Below are 19422 nucleotides of genomic sequence, written 5' to 3'. Positions count from 1 at the left end.
ATGGAGATCGTCACAGCTAGCTATGTAGCAAGCCAAGTAAATAGTGATAGCACCGTAATACCCGGTGGCTTTGGGTGTTGTGGACACCCTGATTTATACACCCATGCCTTACGTCAGAGGTATGAAAATGAGGGAAAACCCAAATCTCTCACTTTATTATTCGCATCTGGTGCCGGTGATAAGCAAGGAAAAGGGTTAGACCAACTAGCAGCTAAAGGCATGATTAAAAAAGCCATTGGGGGTTTTTGGGGGTTTTGTCCTGCGTTAACCAATGCAGCTCGACAAGGTCTGATTGAAGGACACAATTGGCCGATGGGAGTGATCAGCCACTTATTTCGGGATATTACTCGAGGCGCATTAGGCCACATCACACACATTGGATTAGGAAGCTACATCGACCCAGATATTGGAGGTGGTTGTATCGAAAACCATGCCCCCTCTCTTATATCTAAATTAGAAATACAAGGTCAACAGCACCTATTTTATCCCGCGTTTTCTATCGACTTCTCGCTTTTACGCGGCACACGTGCGGATGAAAAAGGCAATATCAGCATGGATGAAGAAGTTGCATATCATGATGCACTGCTGCAAGCGATGGCAGCCAAAAACAGCGGTGGAAAGGTCGCTGTACAGGTCAAAGAACTTGTGAAGGCACTGCCATGTCAAGACGTACATATTCCAGCTCATTTAGTTGACTTTGTGACCATTGCTCAAGACCCGCTAGACCACTTACCCAGCTATGGTGAGCTGACTACTGCAGACCACCAACCTGAGCCTGAAAACATCGCTAAACACTACATAGTTCAGCGTGCTCTGCATGAACTCCCACAGACTAGAGCTTGTATTAATTTAGGGATAGGTATACCCGCACTGCTCGGGAAGTATATTAACAAAACGCAGACTGACAATAGCTTCACAGTTGAATCAGGCATATTTAACGGGCAACCAAAGTATGGTTTGTCTTTTGGTGATTCATCAGAGCCCGACGCCATTATAGGCCAGTCTGATTTATTCGCATATTACGACGGCGGCGGCGTAGATGTTGCCTTTCTTGGTTTTGCCGAAATAGATGCCCAAGGTTGCGTTAATGCCAGTTTACTGGGCCAAAGAATGACCGGAGTCGGTGGATTTATCAATATTGCACAATCTGCTAAAAAACTGGTTTTGTGTGGCACCTTAACAACAGGCGCTTTGCATGCAGCGCAAGAAAACGGCCTCTTATGCATTAAAAATGAAGGTAATATCACAAAATTTGTGTCACACGTACAGCAAATCACCATCGACTTAGCTCACCCTACATATCGTAATAAAGACGTTATCATCATTACTGAAAGAGCCACCTTTAGCTTTAAAAACAAAGTATTAACTGTCATGGAAATTTCGAAAGGATTTAGTATTGCAGACTTACAACAGCATATAAATTTTCCAATTTCTGTTTCTCCATCACTCACCACAATAAACATCAGGCAGGTACTCCATGAACTCTAAAATTGCAATCATCGGTGGAGGAGCTTCAAGTATTGCCTTTATTGATGCCTTTATAGAAAAGCAAACATCGAACTCTCCTAGTCCGATTAATATTACGGTGTTTGAAAAATCAAAAGACTTAGGTCCTGGTAATGCGTACCAAGGCGATGCAGAGTCGAATTTACTTAATACCAAAGCTGGCTATATCACCATCTTTAAAGACAAACCTGGTGATTTTTTTCAATGGTTAACGCTCTATCGATACCGCTGGCAACCTCTTTATCCCAATTTACAAGTGGCTGAAAACAGCTATGCCCCTCGCCCATTATTTGGGATGTATATGGCAAATGCATTTGACCGAATCGTCAAAAAAGCATTTATGAAAAATATCATCGTCAAAGTCATAAGAAGCGAAGTTATTCAATTAACTGAAAACTCTGATCCACTGCCTATTACATTGAAAACACTTTGCCAGCAGAGCTTTAAATTTAACAGCGTCATTGTGGCGTGTGGTACGCTCTCAAAATCGCCATTTTCGCCACCTATTAACTCTCAAATTCACCATACCCCCTACCCTATTTCAACATTACGCCGTAACATTGAAAAAAGTGACAGCGTTGCCATTATTGGTGCGCGCTTAAGTGCAATAGATGCTGTTATAGGCTTAATTGAGAATGGTCATCATGGAAAAATAACACTTTTCTCAAGAAGCCATTTATTTCCATTTGTACGAGGTACTCAAGGACGATATAAAAACACCTATCTATCTGCTGAGTTTATCACGCAACACTATACTTCCCTGACTTTGTCACAACTGAGCCAGTTATTTATAAAAGAAATGTGCCATTATCAGCAGATGCACCCTCAAGAGTGTAGTGAAGATATTGTTTTTCCACCGACCCCCATTAAAGATCTCAGCAAGTTTCTCTCATCAGAAATGGTAAAAGCCAATCAAAATAGAGGTTGGCAAGCGATTTTATATGACACAAACTCAATTTTAGCGCTCGTGTGGGAAATGCTCAAAGATGCTGATAAAGCGCGCTTTATGACGACTATGATGTCAGCAGCTATGTCTATGCGCGTGTCTATTCCATATGAAAATGCATCTAAAATCAAAAGTTATATCGACAATGGGCAATTAGAGTACATAGGCGGTGATACACAAATTGAAACATGTGCGAAAAACACCTTATCGGTCAAATATCAAGGCGGTGTTTCACATGTAGACTCCATTGTGTATGCCGTGGGCAGCCCGCGGGATATATATCTATCTGACTCAGAACTCATTCGTAATATGGTAGATACCAATATCGCAAAAGCCCATAAATTTGGTGGTATTGATGTCTGTAATACCAGCTATGCGTTACTCAATAAAAAAGGCAAACGTAGTGCATCAATATACGCAATTGGTGAAGTCACACATGGGTGCTTTTTATTTACCAGTGCATTAGATATTATTGTTAAACATGCGCATAATTGTGCAAAGAGTGTTCATCATGATTTGAATACATACACTCAGCATGCTTTAGCTGTTTAACTTAATAATAAAAATTAGGAAACTATTATGCTAGAAACTTTCAACCCTACGCCGCGTATTTTAATGGGCCCTGGGCCTTCAAATGTTTCACCAAGAGTCTTAGGCGCATTAGCTAAACCGACCATAGGCCACTTAGACCCTCAATTTATTAAGTTAATGGACGAAATTAAGCAATTGCTGCAATATGCATTTGTCACTAAAAACGAATTTACTATCGCACTCTCTGCACCTGGTTCTGCAGGTATGGAAGCATGTATCGTCAACTTAATTGAGCCAAACGATAAAGTGATCGTCTGTGTTAATGGCGTTTTTGGTGGCCGCTTAAAAGAAAACATTGAGCGAGTTGGTGCGCAAGCGATTGTCATTGAAGATACTTGGGGGGACCCCGTCAGTGTAGACAAAGTAGAGCATGCTTTTGCAATACATAAAAATGTCAAAGCACTGGTTTTTGTGCACGCTGAAACATCTACAGGCGCTTGCTCTGATGCAAAAACCCTTTGTAATATTGCCAAACAAAACGATGCTATCACCATTGTTGATGCGGTAACATCGTTAGGGGGGAGTGAGCTCAAAGTCGACGAATGGGGAATAGATGCCGTTTATTCAGGCTCTCAAAAATGCCTATCGTGTGTGCCGGGTTTGTCACCGGTTAGTTTTAGTCCAAAGGCTGTTGAAATCCTAAAAAGCCGTAAGACAAAAGTACCAAGTTGGTTCTTAGATCAATCTCTCGTAATGGGTTATTGGTCTGGAGAAGGGAAACGCAGTTATCATCACACCGCTCCTATCAATTCACTCTACGCACTGCATGAATCATTGCTTATGCTGAAAAATGAAGGACTAGAACAAGCTTGGTCTCGTCATGCACAAATACACCAACGCCTCAAAAGTGGTTTAGCGGAATTAGGCATTCGCTTTTTGGTGAATGATGCACATCAGTTACCTCAATTAAATTCAATTTTAATACCTGAAGGTGTCGACGATGCACAAGTGAGAACACATTTGCTAAATAAGTTTAACCTTGAAATAGGTGCCGGTTTAGGGCAGCTTGCAGGAAAAACATGGCGCGTAGGACTCATGGGTGCTACCGCAAACGAACAAAATGTCGCTTTACTGCTGACGGCATTAAAGGAAGTGCTAGTATAAACCCACTTCACTTTAAATGAGTAAATTGTGACGGTAAAAGAAAGTATCACTTGCGGTACTTTCTTTTACCACCTTGTATTATAACGTGGATAAGTTGATACGATGGTTTTACGTGATATTCAAAATAAACGAACGCATAACAGTATCAGATCGTTTTATGTTCCGCTTAATTCACTTAGAAAACACCATTAGAATTTGCAATATTACCGCCATTCACTAGTGCATAAATCCTCATTGACAAATCAAGCGCTTGAATAGAATCCCAGTGCTCAACAATTTTTCCTTCCTCAATACGCCAAGTATCAATGATATTCATGCCTTTTTGGTCGTTGCCTCTATCCTCTTTATGTAGGGTAACGTGAGAGTGAAAAATGACATGATTGCCATCAACATAAATATGTTTAACGTCATAACCGTACTCAGGATAATCTTCGACAAATTCTTTTAGAAAATCCACTAAACCGGTCACTTTGTCAGGTAAGTTTCTATTATGCTGTACGTAAGCGCTATTGTTGTAATGCTTGATGATGTATTCGAAATTATGGTTATTCATAAGATTTTGCACAAAATCAGTGAGCATTTTCGCATTCGACAGCTCTTGTTCTGTCCAGTTCGTTTTCTTAAGTGTTGATAGGTCAATATTTAACCCTTCTTTCACCTGACCGTATGCTAAGCTGCTCGCAAATAGAAGAATAGAAGGAATAAGTACTTTTAACATAGGTCGCTCCAATGGCTGTTTTACTTAAAATGGTATATATTAGTAACTATAGTAATTAAGAGTAACTATAGTTACAAGAAGGCACCAAAAACTGGGTTAGGCAGTTTTTGGTAACCAGTCATATTAAAAAGAGACTCTAAAATGGCATCTGATAGACGTATTTTTCACAATAACGAAGCGTGTCCAGTACGCAATGTTGTCGCACAAATTGGCGATAAATGGTCACTGTTAATTTTATTCGCTTTGACAGATGGCGCAGAACGATTTAACGCGCTTAAATCTAGGATTGAAGGGATATCTCAGCGTATGTTGACGCAGACTCTTCGAGACTTAGAGCGAGAAGGTTATGTTGACAGAACTGTTTATCCTGAGGTGCCTGTGCGGGTGGAGTATGCTTTAACCGAAATGGGAAGAGACATTGTAAAGCCTTTATATGAGCTTGTTCTTTGGGCGGATAAACATCAGCCCAAGATTGAGCAAGCAAGAAAAATATATGATAAAAAAGTTAGATCGACTTAATTTTAACCCACTGAGAAACCATAAAGCACTCTGTATGTCGTGATCAAATTGAGTTGGCCATTATTCAACTAGTGGGGTTGTAGCCACTGACCCCTATCGGGTAGAAGTTTTACTCACCTAAATCAAAAACGTACGCAGCACCAGATGCATCACCATTGTCATCACGATGAGGTACTGCCACTATCGCTGTATTATCTGAGAAGGCTATATTCCAACCAAATCGGTCTTCTGGCACACCATCACTGGCCACTATTTTTGATATATAACGCCATAAACCACGCTCTTTTTTGAATACATACAGCGCCCCGGCATTACTGCCATTCATGTCATGGTGCATAGCACTAATTAAGGCGGTCTCTTTATTTAATGCCACACCCCGAGCAAACCGGTCATCCGCTTTACCATCCGGTGCGACTAACTTTTGTGTTTGAATCCACTTGCCTTTTACTCGTTCAAATATATAGGCCGAGCCCGCATCAGTGCCTATGCCCTCAACGTCGTCTCTTCTAGCTGAGATCAATGCCGTATCGCCAAGCAAGGCCACTCTCACGCCAAAAATATCTACTTTTTCGCCATCTGTTGCCGTTAGCTTGGCTTGGTGATGCCAGTTTTTTCCATCAAATACGTAAGCATATACCGCCCCCGCCTGCTCGGCTTTTTCATCATGTAGATCAGCACCAACCAAAATCGTATCGCCGTCGATCGCGACACTTATTCCGAATAAATCACCATCAGCACCATCTTTTGCTGTGAGTTTAGTATGAAAACGCCATGCACCTTTATCTCGTATGTAGACATAAACAGCACCTGAGTCATGCTCAGGTGCATCACTGTGTGGTGCGCCTATCACAAGAAAGCGTTCTGTCAGCGCAATACTTTGACCAAAAGCATCTCCTGATTTGCCATCATTCGCTGTTAATATTTGTTTTTGTGACCAAGAGTTAACTTCTTTCTCAAAGGCAAACACTGCGCCTGCATCTTCACCTTTATCGTCTCTTTTAATAACACCCAACATGGCTATATCATTTTTCAATGCCACATTACCGCCAAATGTATCATTGGCATACGCTGGCTTAGCGACTAATTTGGCCTGTTGTTGCCAACCACCAGCGTTCAAGGAATACACATAGGCAGCCCCAGCATCTTGGGTACTTTTAGCATCCGCTTTGTGTGCACCAACGAGGGCGGTGGTGCCATCAATAGCAACACTAAAGCCAAACTGATCGCCTGTTTTAGCATCATCAGGTAACAATTTTTGCTGCTTAGCATAACTTTGGCTGATTGCTATCAATGCAAAACAAGATAATATTTTTAAACTAAAATTAAACGTCATCCATACTTTCCTTGTGTTAAATATCAGTACGCTCAGAATTGACATAAACCTAAGCTCGGCCTGTAATAAATTTTATGTATCTCTATGTAATTTTCTACCATAATTTCAAGCGTGTCTATCCCTGATGAAAGTGCACTTACAATACCTATCCTTATTTAATGGTTTGACTTACTACAAATGATCTAAGACGACTATACTTGAACAAAACCTCGGGAATTGTAGTTATGTTTCTTACTAGACTTTTATACGCAAGCACCGCTTCAGAGCAATTTAAACCACTCGACATTGAGGATATCTTAACTAAAGCTAGGAAAAATAACGGTACGCTGGATATCACCGGTATGCTTTGTTTTAGTAATAATTATTTCCTCCAATCGATTGAGTCATCCCGCGCTAATGTAAATGAGCTTTATCATAAGATATTAAACGATAAACGGCATTCGAATATTACTTTACTCGATTATAAAGAGATATCTGAACGAGAATTTGGCAATTGGTCTATGTCATATGTGCCTGATACGAGCTTAACAGCATCTCTTAACCTTAGATTCTCTGAAAGTAGCATTTTCAATCCCTATAAAATGTCAGGTGAAAGCGCCCATAAAATGATGTTAGAGCTCAGAGGCGCACTTCACAACGTGACGTAACACTGAGGTTTCAAGCTCTCGTGCGTGATAGCCACAACACTTGACTTATTCACACTTTATAAAATCATCATTTGTTACAGCCAGCGCATCATCCGTTGACTCGCCATTTAACATTGAGCCCGAGTGTAATGGCCAATATCTTCATCTGGATACACCACATCAAACTCAATCACACTATAGCGATAGTTGAAATGCGTACATTTGAAATAAAGCCGATGTGAATTAAACTCAGAGCTATAATCCTTTGGATCAGGTTTCCCCCATATTTCATATTACCCTTTCTATTTCGCTTTCACATGAGGTAAGTGAAGTTCCATTTGTACATTGCATCTCTCGTACGGTGACACTGCGCCCTCTATGGGTTTAAAACCTAACTTTTCATAAAGCTTAAGTGCCGGCACCAATACTGTATTACTTTCTAAGTAAAGGCGCTTTACCTTCATCAAAATTGCTCTTTCGATGATTTTCTTACCTAAAAGTAAACCAACACCTTTACCTTGAACGTCTGGCGATACAGCCATTTTTGCAAGCTCATAGTTATTATTATCGATTTTTATCAGGGCGCAACAACCAACAGCTCTCCCTTTATCCAATGCAATGAGAATAGCGCCTGATTGATTTAATATATAACCCTCAGGATCATTTAATGCATTATAATCTGGTTCTTCTAACGTCCAATATTGGCTGATCCACTCAACATTTAACGCTTTGAAAGCGTTCTGATATTTTGGTGCGTAATCTACAATATGAATGTCGGCTTTATCTTCATTCACTCTTGAACTTATTGGACGGAACCTTAAATGCCTATCAATGACCGTTAATGCTTGCCACAGATCAATTCCCGTTTCCTCTGTGAGCTGCTTCATCGCAAAATCAATCGCTTCACATTGGTTTTGCATTGCAGGAAGCATAGCGAGTGCCCTCTCATTCAACATCACCAAGGTGATACGGGAGTCCTCATTAGATTTATAACTGTCAATTAAATCAGCAACTTTCATTTCTTTAATAATCTTACTGACCGATACATGAGAATGACTTATTTTCTTCGCTATATTCACGACCGAATCAGCCCCAGTTGATGCAAGCACATAAAAGACTGGAAACCATTTAGGTTCGATCGCAAAGCCAAATTGCTTATAGGTGTTTTCTGCATCTTTGGATACTTGTGTGGCAAGGTGTCTTAAGGTGGTCCCTAAAGCAACATGCCCTAACTCATTATATGGCTTCATGATAAAACTCCGTAACTAGTTACATATATATTAGTTACAAGTGTGAGAGCCTGTCAAATGAATTTTCTATCAAGCTATTTTTATGGCTGAATTTGCAGTGAAAGGTAATAAAGATATTCAGTCGTAGAGTTCGAGCCTTCATCTAAGGCGTATAACTCGCGTAAACATGAGGTACGGCGCATTGAGCTATTTTTATGGCTAGATTTGTGAAAGGTAATAAAGATATTCAGTCGTAGGGTTTGAGCCTTCATTTAAGACGTATAGCCCGTATACGCCACGTACACATATGAACAGCGAAGTGAAACGTGGATCATTAAGCTATTTGTGGGCTAAGCAGAATGAATATCCACGTTATTCATATTTAATTGCTCGTATGATGAAAGTAATGAATCAACCTACTTATTCAAAAATCACCTTTTATTAACTTTAAAAACACATTGATTCACAAAAAAACACCATATACAATAATGATTCTCATTTACATTAAAGGATAGTTACTAAATGAAAATAATTTCTATACTGCTCGTTCTGCTTTTTTCCGTACCGGCTTTAGCCAAAAAACCAATCCGTGTCGTAGACATAGGGGTGATAGGATTGGCCTCTCACGACCTATTTCAGTGGAATGCTGAAACACGTGAAAACGACGAAAATGGCCGCTTTGATTTAAGCACTATTTTTGACTATGCCAATGGCACGCGAATTTACCAAGGAGGGAATCCCAAAAACTCTTCAAATGCTGCTGTCTATTCAATCACGCAAAACCTGGTCAGCTTCTATGTTGGTAAAAAGACCACACTACTTATGTCACGAGAAGTGAGCGAAGCACAAGCACATACCATTGCGCGACAGCAAACTCTCGAGTTCTTCATAGGGATGGTTAAAGAATCTTATGAACGCTTTACGAATAAAAGGTTTCCTAACTACGCCCTTGCACTGCCTGTAAATGATAATGAACAAGCCGTGATGCGCGCACTACACGATATTTTACCAGGAGAAATAAACGTCAACCGAAACCTAACACAGAGTAAATTGCAAGTTACCGACTTCAAACTCGCAATGAATCAACTATCACCTACAGAAATGCTGCAAAACGTGAGATTTTTTGATGGTGCTTACGATGAAGAATACTTACATGTTGTAATCCCAGGATTTCCTGATCCACAAATCATCAATTTAAAAGAAATAGACCAAACCTTTATCGCAGAACAAACCAATTATAACTTAGATAATATGCTTCGAGAGTTGCATGTTTATGGGAAGTTTCCTTTCTTCGGCAATCTTGTTGAATTCACCAGTTTTGGTTATCACCTAGAAAACCTGTTTGCAAAAGGCATATGTAATAAATACGCAGACGGTAGCGCTAACCCTTGGAGTACCCTTTCAATAGCGTGCTATTAATAACGAGTCTTGAACATGCTTGGGACAGGCATAACTTTACCACACCTTATGCCTGTCTCTACGTACTCTAGTGCACCGAATACGCTCGTATTGAGACGCTTTTTAGTAACGGGTTAACACAAAAGCACTGCTTATTATTGACCCAGCTAGGCCTGCCGCGGTGAATGGGATACATCCCGATAAAAATAACGCTCACAAATGCTTGGATTAATCCGCTTAATAACGTGTGATATCGACGCAACAACCAACACAGAGAATACCAACCTTCCCCAAAATATCGTATTAAAGTCAGCGCCTATTAGCATGATCAACAGCGTATCTTCAATTAAACTATGGAGCAAATTGAGCAACATGATCGCAGTGAATACATCTCTCGCTGAGATATGTCCCTGCTTCGCTTCATTGATCAATAAGCCGCCACCAAACGACAAACCAAGCGTGATCCCGATAATGGTTAAGTTGGTTGCGTCCTTGCTGATCCCGAGCAGCCTTAAGAACGGCCTTAACAAGATTGCCATGAGTTTTTCAACGCCTAGTACCTTTAAAATTTTGAGTAACAGTAATAATACTGAGATCACCATAAAGATAACGGCAAAGTTCTTGAGCTGTTCAATAGCCCAAGTAAAATAGCTAATGTCTCCCGATACTTCAGGTTGCCATAGCACGGTCGCAGAGTAGTTAAGCAAGTCCCCGTATTGATAACTGAGGTTGAGCAGCCATGCCAAGACCAAGCTTCCACCGACTCTCACTGACAAGGTAGCGAGCCAACTCACACCAGCCTTTTTAGCTATCGCCCCCTCGATCGGCAACGAATGCGCTAGCAGCATCATGCTACCTAAAACGGAGGCCTGAGCAACCGTTAAAGGAACATCGGAATTAATCAGCACGATCAGCCCTGCATAGATATTAATGAGTAAGGTTGTAGCCCATACCAGCCCCACTTCTTTAGGTAGTCCGACGCTTTCCATTATGGGGCTTAACCATTCGCTAAGGATCACGATCCCTCCAAGCTCTTCAACAACCTTTATGGCAATGATGATTGGGATCATAATTCGAAAAAGCGTCGAAGTGACATTGAAGATCTCTTTAAAGAGCTCTTTAAAAAATTGATAAATGGATTTCATTATTACAGCCATGGTTCACTTGTATTGTATGAGCACATCTTATCGTGATTAGTGCAATCAAAATTTCTAATTTATCTTTGAAAGTTATCTTTAATTTTTTAATTGTCGTAATATTAGAAATTATTAGTCGCTAAATGATGCTTTTGGGAAATTATGGAAATAGATCGTATAGATAGACGCATTCTTGTAGAGTTGCAAAAAAATAATCGAATTCCTAATCAGAGATTGGCTGAGCTTATTGGTTTATCCCCGCCAGCCTGTCTAAAGCGAGTGAAGCGCTTGAGAAGCGAGGGCGTGATTGTTGGTGATGTCTCTATCATCAATCCTGATCTCACGGGCAATAAAATGACTATGGTTGTATCTGTGGAAATGGAGCGCGACCGAGGGGACATCTATCAGATATTTCGTCGCTCTATTTTAAATGCGGCAGAAGTAACTCAGTGCTACCAAATTTCAGGAAGCTATGACTTCATGTTGATAGTGACAGTGAAAGACATTCAAGCCTATGAAAATTTCGTTGAGAGAGTACTGCGAAAAGATTTAAACATTCGTAAGTTTCACAGCTCTGTCTCAATGAGAACCGTGAAATATAGTACAGTGGTTAACTTAGACGAGTCATAACCGCGAATTTAAAAACAGACGTACAGCTTTGAACCTTATAAAGAGCCTAGCCGCAAGTGGCTCGCTGAGCACTTAAGTTGCTTAGCCGCTGGCGTAGTCGTTGATGAATACCATAATTTAATCCTCTTCTAATCTAGGGAACGTTGATTGAAAAGCAGGTAAAAACGGCGCTACCTTATGTCTGCTCGATCTTACTTTGTACCTATGTTGGTTTTCACTAAGCAATGCTGAATAGCCACATATCAGACAAACCAAAAAATTTTTTAATTAATAAAAAATTGACTATCACCGCAGTCCAATAAAACTGTATTTCCTATTGGCTGTGATCCGACGCATACTCGTTATAGGTTTAACTCGCGTTGTGATTTTTTGCTTAATGTTGAGCAAGCCTTACGATAAGACCAACTGATCAGCTCTAATAAATAGTCTGGATCAAATTCACTCACGTTAACAATTGTGACCCAATGAAAGCGATGCATGTACCGAGCTGGTTTTACACCAGGTTGATCAGTTAGCTCCAAAAACCTTTCAGGAGATACACGGACGCTAAAACGCCAGCGTTCTGGTTCACTTGTTTTAAAGTAAGCAAAGTTTCGCGCCCGTACTTTATATGTCAGTATATTCGAAGGCTCCCCTCTTTCGGCTACTGTAACGTCAGTAAAGCTCAGGCAAAGGTTCTTTACATCAGATACGTGCATGGCTTCTCCTAAACATTTAACGACCCTGTAGATTAAGCGTTTTAACATTATTTTTTATTAATGCCTCAACATTAGCCGAGTTCCTATTTTGATTCAATCGTTGAGTCACTTTCTACTGTGCGCTTCATTATTTCATTTGAGGGCTGTTTTGTGCGTTTTTTTAGCTGAATACGTGGTTTTATTGAGGTTAAAAGAGCGACACCTCTTTAATGTAAATCAATGATGTCATAGTCATTGGTCTGACCTATAGAACTCAATTAACCGACTGATTAATATATAGTTAGATACTTAACTGCTGTCGACTAACTCATATTTAAAGCGAGTTAAGACTGCTTCGCCATACGACTTTTATTAAGAGTATGGTGTTATAAAGCAAGTCATTTTCCACTTTTTCAGAACCAACCATCAACTCTATTACTCCTTTAGTCATAACCCGCTTCTCTTATATGCATCTGTAATAGCATGTAATGGCGAGCTTGAAGGAGATTTGCCACACTCACTTTCAACATACATCGTAAATACAAAAGGAACGGTATAAAACTTACCGTATTTATGCCTGTCCCGTTTCATTTGTACGTCCATTATTTCCAATCTTAGTGGATGATAAAAGAAAGCAACATGACGATGCAAGATACATAAAACTCACCGTTTAATAAGGAGATAAAAATGTCTCACGTTGTATATAAAAAAGCACACTGCCTCGGTGGTCAAACACTTAACCAATACCGCACCGAGCAAATGAGTGAACCGCGCTGGAAATATGCTAAACAAAACCTGGGCATAACCAATTCTGATTTAGATAGTAACTTTGATTTCATCAATAGCGCAGTGTTAAACCGTGATGCTAATAACCAACTACTCCTCACTACCACTGGCTTATTTGGCCCCATAAGAACTGGCACATTAATCCATTTAGACCCTTTATCTGCCAATCAAGTCATCCAAAGTCAGCAAGCCCCTGTAAACCCAGAGGCTGATCTGATAACCAAACTCAACAAGCTGCATGATGAGCATACAGGCATACCGCCAAGTAACGACTTAGCGCTGTGTGTAAATGGTTTTTGGACATCCGCGACAAATGGCGCAGGAATAACAGGGTTAGACGGTTCCGCCAATGTTTTTGGTAGTACAGGACAACTGATCTGCGATGTTGACGAACTTAATTTCCCTTTACTAACGTATGGTACTACCTGTGAGTCACAACACACCTACTTAGACACTTTAGCCTATTATGGTGGCACCTTATTGGCACCCAAAGAAGAATTTGCGCTCGGCTTTAGCCAAGATTTATGGGGTATTCAATACGATCAAAAACTACCACAGTACATCACTGACTATCAATTTAGTGCAAAAAAAGCGGGGGGATTATTTGTCGAACATCATCCTTTTCCGCACATTTGGTTGCCTTCTCAAGGAAAAGACCCCGCATTTGGCAATCACACGGTTTCTCGTATTTTACTCGGACGCAGGCTAGATAAAACGCATGAAGACAGTTACTATCGCCCAGTCACAATACAGCAATACCACTTTACCATGTTTGAAATTCCGCTAGACGGCAGCGCGCTTGCCATTCGGCCGCAATGCATCCATAACGATAGCTTTACCGAAGGCGCACAAACTGTATTTTTAGCAAATACACCTGCCAACACCGTTGCTTTGCGCCACAGTGCACCTATTAATAAAATGTCAGCAGGTGGTACTTCTGTATCTCATTTAGAAGAATAATGAATATTTAATTGCAACGACTTACATATCTGAAAAGCCAATTTCAATAAGTAACGTCGTTGCTTGCCCCTCTATTGCATTTTATGCCTGTTTCACCAAATCATAAGGGTCGTGTCATTAATTTAAAAAATAAGCATAAAACAACTGCATATTAGGCTATCTCATCTTATGTGCTGCCTTTTGAATCTAGGAACAAAGCTTTAGCTGAATATATAGTGCGAAATCATCCCTGAGAGGAAAGTTAGAAAGGCAGCACCATAAACTGCAGAGTTGCAATCAATTTGATTACAACCTTGATAGACCACTTCTCTGCTTGTCAATGTTGTTTCTTTTGTAAAGCAACCTTCAGTATAAATAAATATAACAGCGATTAGACAGGTAATAGCGTGAACTGCCAATACGCCGTAAAACATTTTTGGAGTAATCTTAATCTTTTCATGAATTCGATTTAGCAAAGCCAAAACTAGTGGCCATAAAACAATCATTAAAAGTCTTGGGGCTTCTGCCTTAAAAACCACTATTTGAAATGTTCAATTTTACAATCACTGGGACCTGCAATCAAAAAAGTCGTAGCCGTTGATTTTATATTATGAAACAAGCAACTTGACCCCTTTTCTTTCATTTTTGACCTATAAGTTGTGAAATAACTCAGAGAAAGTGTGGCTCAAATACTGAGAATAAGATCTCCGCGTAGCGACTTAGTTCAACGCTCGAGTGACGGGTTAAAAATTGTGGACTAAAATTGAGCGAAGCGAATAGCCCGCAATTTTTAATCTCAGTTTAATTGCTTATTATATGCAAGTGCTAATAAGTGCGTAACTTAATATCTTGGCTAAACTCTTCACCTTCGACTTCTTTTACTAAAGCTTGTCCTGCGATAGGAGTTTTTCCATCAAAGGTTAAAGTTGGGCTACCGTGCAACTCCCAACCATTATTCAATGACTCTGAAACTCGCATGCAAAAAACTTCATCATCGGGGCCTGTGACAAAACGATACAATTTCATTCGTACTTCCTTTTAATGTTGAGAGCCACACTACTTAATACTGTGTGGCATATAACGAGCCTGTAGAATTACCCGTTTTAATTTACTTTTTATTGATGCCTCAACCATAGCTGAGTTCCTATTTTGATTCAATCGTTTAGTCGCTTTTCACTTTGATTTTCATTATGTTATTTGAAGGATATTTTATCGGTTTTAGTGGCGGATATTCGCGGCTTTATTTTGGTTAAAAATGGCCCTACTCTTCTTAATGTATCCTGTTTTGTAGCTTTTCTATATTATGTACCAGACACTACAGCTGCCATTGCGCGATCGCGTATATTCTTGACACGATAAAATGGGACAGGCACACAGTTATACGCTCAACATTACAATGTAACGCCACCCTATTATGCAAGAAATTTGTGACTGTCCCACCTTACTTGCATTTAGGCATAGTGCCTCTGCGAATCCATAAGGAAGTGGACAAAAGTAGGCTGCGATGAGATCGCAATAAGAGAGCCTCACTCTGTGTTTGCCGTAAGCAACTTGTTTAACAGCCACATCGACAGACGAAATAAACGACTTTGTTTATTGATTTTTAGAGTTGGCCGTCACTGTATAAAAACGGCCAAAAAGAGTATTAGTGCCTATTGACAGAGTTAAGGCTCATATGTGTTCACTACTCTTTGAACAGCCAATACAACCCTTGAATTGCAGTAGTTGGGAACGCAGTTTCATGGTTTGCGCCTTGAATAGTTAATAGCTTTACTTTTGTATTAGGGAATGACTCACCTGATAGCTTTAACTCAAGTTCCTTTGCACCTTTGACCATGTCGTGTTTTGGCGAATCCAGTTGAATAGTCTCATTAGCACCAACAGCAATAAACACCTTATGCTTATTTAAATTAGGATCTGTTTTAATTTTAAGAATATCATTATCTTTAAACCAAACAGATGGGCTGCCTAAAACATAATTATTAAACATATCAGCTTTAGTAAACAATATGTATGCCCCAAGTAGTCCACCAAGTGAATTACCAACAAAAGTCCTAGATTCATTTACTCTGTAGTTTTTTTCAATGAAAGGGAAAACTGACTTTTCAATAAAACTAATATGTTCTTTCGCTTTTCCTGTTTGAAACTTCCAGCTTGAATCTTCAGTATGAGTATAATCACGAATCCGGCTAGAGGGGCCTTTAGATCCTTTTGAGTATGAAATCCCGACAATTATTGCCTCTTTCATTTTTCCTGTATTCATTGGAAATCTAGTAGCGCCAGATACAATTTGGAAACTATACCATGCGTCGGTTAAGTAGATAACAGGATATGACTTATCTTCTCGTTTGTTATATGAGCGTGGTAATTTTATAAACAGAGGGTAAACCCTTCCTGAATCAGGATCTTGAATTTCGATAACATTACTTCGAGGAATTTCAAAGGTATTTCTATCTTGAGCTTTGACTAATTGAATCGAATTAATGAAAATAAATATGAAAATATAAGGTAGAAATTTCACTCAAAACTCCGTTTTGCGTATAACTATTAAGTATTTATGGAGCACGTTGTTTGTGCTGCATAAATACTTGTTGAACTGAGGCGCTACCTGCTAGCAGCTATGGGACAGGCACACGCTTCAAAAATAACCTTTGAAGGACTAAGCGTCGCCAAATACTCTCTAAATTATTGCAGTGTCATCTCATTATTTGAGTGCACTTTAATATTTGTAGAACTACAAACTTGTATTAATTTATGAGCTAAATCGACACCAATTCTTAACTTATTCATACTTGAACTCCGAAAATAATTCCTACCTCAGTGTAGAGGTTGGGAGTCCAATTATCTTGTTAGGTATTTTTTACTCTAGCTTTTGCATATAAATAAGCTGGCAAAGCACAACTTAATCCTATAGTAAGATTAATAATAACATATAGATATGGTTTTGGATTAGAAGACACCTTTGACTCTTGAAACATGAAAAACCAAAATACAAATGAGCTAATTAACAAATCTACACTAAAGCCTGCCGCCGCACCATTTACAAATAAGGACTCGATGAATAAAGGTATATTTACGCCTTCAAGTTGGATAAATTGGAAGAAAAATAGATAAGGAATTATGCCACCTAATATGGCTAGTATAAGATACAAATTTTTCATTGTATGACAAACCCTTTTTGAATGCCTAACGAGCCTGTAGAATTGCACGTTTTAATTTATTTTTTATTGATGTCTCAACCATAGCCGAGTTCCTACTTTGATTCAATCGTTTAGTCACTTTCCACTTTGATTTTCATTATGTTATTTGAGGGATATTTTATCAGTCTTAGTGGCGGATGTTCGTGGCTTTATTTTGGTTAAAATAGCCCTACTCTTCTTAATGTATCCTGTTTTGTAGCTTTTCTATATTATGAACCATAAGAGTAAAATAGGACGGGCACATCATTATACACTCACCATCGCAACTCAATTAGGCAAGAGATTTTTGACTGCCCTTTTATGTTGTAACCTCCTGCTATAAATTTTTGACTGTCTCATCTTAATCTTTTTAATGCTTACTTGACCCAAGAAGGTTCATATCTGTTAGTTTACATTTACACCAATACTAATGAAAAAACACTTAGCCAAATTAGCTGAAAGCCATATGAAATACGCTGATGGATGCCTGGATTGCTTTGGGATTTTACAGCTTTAGCCATTAAGAAAAGATAATAAACAGCAGCGACAACAGAAAATAATGAAAAAATACGGAAATATAATGGGATAATTTCAGTTGTTGGACTTATAGCAATTAATATTGGTGCTACAACTAATGAAAGCAACATGATAAAACCTGCCCAAGAATGCACCTTACAATTAAAAGTTGGATTCTTAGTAAATGGATCGGCGTCCATTGGGAAGTAACCTGCGACCCATGTACCAACACCATGAACTATGACTAACCAACCCACAACATTCACTAAAGTTGAAACATTTGAGAGTTGAGCCAGATACCAACCGAAAAAGCAAAATAGAAAACCAAGAGGGTAATTATTAATTAAAGGAGATAATTTTTCAGTTGGGCTACCAGTCGCACCTAACTCACTACAAAATTGCTTAGAATGACTGTAACCAGTATAAAACCTACTTGCTACATAAACACCAATGAAAATCCAGATTGTTGCAATTAATCCTGAATAGACCGCAATACTCTCAAACACCACCAAACTCCCTTTGTAAACTAACGAGCCTGTAGAATTACTCGTTATAATTTATTTTTTATTGATGCCTCAACCATAGCCGAGTTCCTATTTCAATTCAATCGTTTAGTGGCTTTCCACTTTGATTTTTATTATGTGCTTTGAGGGGGATTTTATCGGTCTTAGCGGCGGGTTTTTGTGGCTTTATTTTGGCTGAAATGGCCCTACTCTTCTTAATGTATCCTCTTTTTACGAGGTGTCCTCTAAAGCGAGGAAGGATCATTATCCTTATTTAATTGGCTTGTTATAGCTCTTTGACTAAACAATATGTTGTATGGCCTTTAGGATAATCAGGCAACTCACCAAATACTTTATAACCTAGTTTTTCGTAAAAAGGCTTTGCTTGAAAGCTCAAAGTTTCAGTGCGGACGTAGCCAAAACCTTTGTCTTTAGCAAATTTTTCAGCTGCTTTCATTAAATTACTACCCAGCCCTAAACCTCTTGCTTCTTTTGATAACCAAAGTAGTTCAATAGTACAGTAGTTCCAGAATGCTTTTGCTCTACCCCCCCCTAAAACGATTCCATTATCGTCTTTCGCGATAACAGCAAAGTTGGTGTCCTTTTCAAAGCTGACTTCATCAGGAAGGTAATCTTTGTTATAAGAGCCAATACCTACACTTAATGTTTTAAGGTCTTCTTCCGCTGGTGAAGTGGTCACTACGAGATTCATATGTTCCGACATCCGAGAGAGTTATAACGAGCCTGTAGAATTACCCGTTTTAAATTATTTTTTATTGATGCCTCAACCTTTAGTAAAAAGTAAAATAGGACAGGCACATAATTATACGCTCACCATTGCAACACAGCTTCAATATTTTTTCACTGTGAAATACATTAAAAATATTACTTTCTGTCACCTTGGCTACTCTAACGCAGATTTATCGAGTTCAAGGAAAGCAAAACAGCAAGCTGATGTGTTTGCTAGGTCCGTTTTGATGGTTTTTTGTATTCTACAGATGCGGTGTTGTGTTAACCAGCCCCTTTGTACCGTAAACTCAAAAAGTACGCATCCAAAAGGCGCGTCTAACCCGCCAACCATGGTGC

At 39.3% G+C, this 19422-nt stretch carries 19 protein-coding genes; 8 read left to right on the top strand and 11 right to left on the bottom strand.

What is annotated here, in order from left to right:
• From J8M01_RS23115 to J8M01_RS23105, 3 genes are read left to right on the top strand one after another with little or no spacing between them, the layout of a single operon-like run.
• Entirely contained in the window at positions 1-1488 is a 1488-nt protein-coding gene (locus J8M01_RS23115; RefSeq protein ID WP_211059504.1) for a CoA-transferase, read from the top strand.
• Positions 1478-3004: an FAD/NAD(P)-binding protein gene (locus J8M01_RS23110; protein ID WP_211059503.1), complete on the top strand. Its 1527-nt coding sequence runs from the start codon at positions 1478-1480 to the stop codon at positions 3002-3004. Before J8M01_RS23115 ends, J8M01_RS23110 begins: the two co-directional genes overlap by 11 nt.
• A 27-nt stretch (positions 3005-3031) precedes the next feature.
• On the top strand, positions 3032-4147 hold the full coding sequence (locus tag J8M01_RS23105; RefSeq protein ID WP_211059502.1) for an alanine--glyoxylate aminotransferase family protein: 1116 nt from the start codon (positions 3032-3034) through the stop codon (positions 4145-4147).
• 175 nt (positions 4148-4322) lie between these two features.
• Here J8M01_RS23105 and J8M01_RS23100 read toward each other — a convergent pair whose 3' ends face one another.
• Positions 4323-4865, bottom strand: coding sequence for a nuclear transport factor 2 family protein (locus tag J8M01_RS23100; RefSeq protein WP_211059501.1), 543 nt, complete (start codon positions 4863-4865; stop codon positions 4323-4325).
• Between the two features lie 141 nt (positions 4866-5006).
• Between J8M01_RS23100 and J8M01_RS23095 the strand changes: the two genes are divergently transcribed.
• Positions 5007-5384 (top strand): helix-turn-helix domain-containing protein, encoded by a 378-nt coding sequence (locus J8M01_RS23095; RefSeq protein ID WP_211059500.1) that lies wholly within the window; start codon positions 5007-5009, stop codon positions 5382-5384.
• Positions 5385-5493: 109 nt separating this feature from the next.
• Here the strand turns inward: J8M01_RS23095 and J8M01_RS23090 are convergent, their stop codons facing one another.
• The gene (locus J8M01_RS23090; protein WP_211059499.1) at positions 5494-6717 is read right to left on the bottom strand and encodes an FG-GAP repeat protein; all 1224 of its coding nucleotides are present in this window, start codon (positions 6715-6717) and stop codon (positions 5494-5496) included.
• A 224-nt stretch (positions 6718-6941) separates the two neighbouring features.
• Between J8M01_RS23090 and J8M01_RS23085 the strand changes: the two genes are divergently transcribed.
• Positions 6942-7364 carry a BLUF domain-containing protein gene (locus tag J8M01_RS23085; protein ID WP_211059498.1) on the top strand — a complete coding sequence of 141 codons (423 nt, stop codon included), beginning with the start codon at positions 6942-6944 and terminating at the stop codon, positions 7362-7364.
• A gap of 281 nt (positions 7365-7645) precedes the next feature.
• Here the strand turns inward: J8M01_RS23085 and J8M01_RS23080 are convergent, their stop codons facing one another.
• The gene (locus J8M01_RS23080) at positions 7646-8593 is read right to left on the bottom strand and encodes a helix-turn-helix domain-containing GNAT family N-acetyltransferase (protein ID WP_211059497.1); all 948 of its coding nucleotides are present in this window, start codon (positions 8591-8593) and stop codon (positions 7646-7648) included.
• Between the two features lie 501 nt (positions 8594-9094).
• Here J8M01_RS23080 and J8M01_RS23075 point away from each other — a divergent pair.
• On the top strand, positions 9095-9991 hold the full coding sequence (locus J8M01_RS23075) for a hypothetical protein (RefSeq protein WP_211059496.1): 897 nt from the start codon (positions 9095-9097) through the stop codon (positions 9989-9991).
• A gap of 146 nt (positions 9992-10137) precedes the next feature.
• On the opposite strand, the gene J8M01_RS23070 is transcribed toward J8M01_RS23075, so the two are convergent.
• Positions 10138-11115 (bottom strand): hypothetical protein, encoded by a 978-nt coding sequence (locus J8M01_RS23070; protein ID WP_211059495.1) that lies wholly within the window; start codon positions 11113-11115, stop codon positions 10138-10140.
• 153 nt (positions 11116-11268) lie between these two features.
• Here J8M01_RS23070 and J8M01_RS23065 point away from each other — a divergent pair, with 153 nt between their 5' ends.
• Positions 11269-11736 (top strand): Lrp/AsnC family transcriptional regulator, encoded by a 468-nt coding sequence (locus tag J8M01_RS23065; protein WP_192507691.1) that lies wholly within the window; start codon positions 11269-11271, stop codon positions 11734-11736.
• Between the two features lie 341 nt (positions 11737-12077).
• Here J8M01_RS23065 and J8M01_RS23060 read toward each other — a convergent pair whose 3' ends face one another.
• Positions 12078-12434, bottom strand: a complete 357-nt coding sequence (locus tag J8M01_RS23060; protein ID WP_210998111.1) for an MmcQ/YjbR family DNA-binding protein — start codon at positions 12432-12434, stop codon at positions 12078-12080.
• Positions 12435-13100: 666 nt separating this feature from the next.
• Here J8M01_RS23060 and J8M01_RS23055 point away from each other — a divergent pair.
• Positions 13101-14159, top strand: coding sequence for a hypothetical protein (locus tag J8M01_RS23055; RefSeq protein WP_211059494.1), 1059 nt, complete (start codon positions 13101-13103; stop codon positions 14157-14159).
• 804 nt (positions 14160-14963) lie between these two features.
• Here the strand turns inward: J8M01_RS23055 and J8M01_RS23050 are convergent.
• From J8M01_RS23050 to J8M01_RS23025, 6 genes are all read right to left on the bottom strand, one after another.
• Positions 14964-15164 carry a DUF1737 domain-containing protein gene (locus J8M01_RS23050; RefSeq protein WP_211059493.1) on the bottom strand — a complete coding sequence of 67 codons (201 nt, stop codon included), beginning with the start codon at positions 15162-15164 and terminating at the stop codon, positions 14964-14966.
• Positions 15165-15822: 658 nt separating this feature from the next.
• The gene (locus J8M01_RS23045; protein ID WP_348772774.1) at positions 15823-16659 is read right to left on the bottom strand and encodes an alpha/beta hydrolase-fold protein; all 837 of its coding nucleotides are present in this window, start codon (positions 16657-16659) and stop codon (positions 15823-15825) included.
• A 328-nt stretch (positions 16660-16987) separates the two neighbouring features.
• On the bottom strand, positions 16988-17299 hold the full coding sequence (locus J8M01_RS23040) for a DUF2834 domain-containing protein (protein ID WP_192507695.1): 312 nt from the start codon (positions 17297-17299) through the stop codon (positions 16988-16990).
• Positions 17300-17733: 434 nt separating this feature from the next.
• Positions 17734-18339: a DUF998 domain-containing protein gene (locus tag J8M01_RS23035; protein ID WP_211059492.1), complete on the bottom strand. Its 606-nt coding sequence runs from the start codon at positions 18337-18339 to the stop codon at positions 17734-17736.
• A 283-nt stretch (positions 18340-18622) separates the two neighbouring features.
• Positions 18623-19048, bottom strand: a complete 426-nt coding sequence (locus J8M01_RS23030; protein ID WP_211059491.1) for a GNAT family N-acetyltransferase — start codon at positions 19046-19048, stop codon at positions 18623-18625.
• A gap of 192 nt (positions 19049-19240) precedes the next feature.
• A partial coding sequence (locus J8M01_RS23025) for a hypothetical protein (protein WP_211059490.1) occupies positions 19241-19422 on the bottom strand: 182 nt, incomplete at its 5' end.

Origin of the sequence: Pseudoalteromonas sp. MMG005 (assembly GCF_018101015.1) — a bacterium.
GTDB lineage: Bacteria > Pseudomonadota > Gammaproteobacteria > Enterobacterales > Alteromonadaceae > Pseudoalteromonas > Pseudoalteromonas aurantia.
The sequence above is the reverse complement of the archived record's forward strand: the minus strand, read 5'-3'. Positions and strand labels throughout refer to the sequence as shown.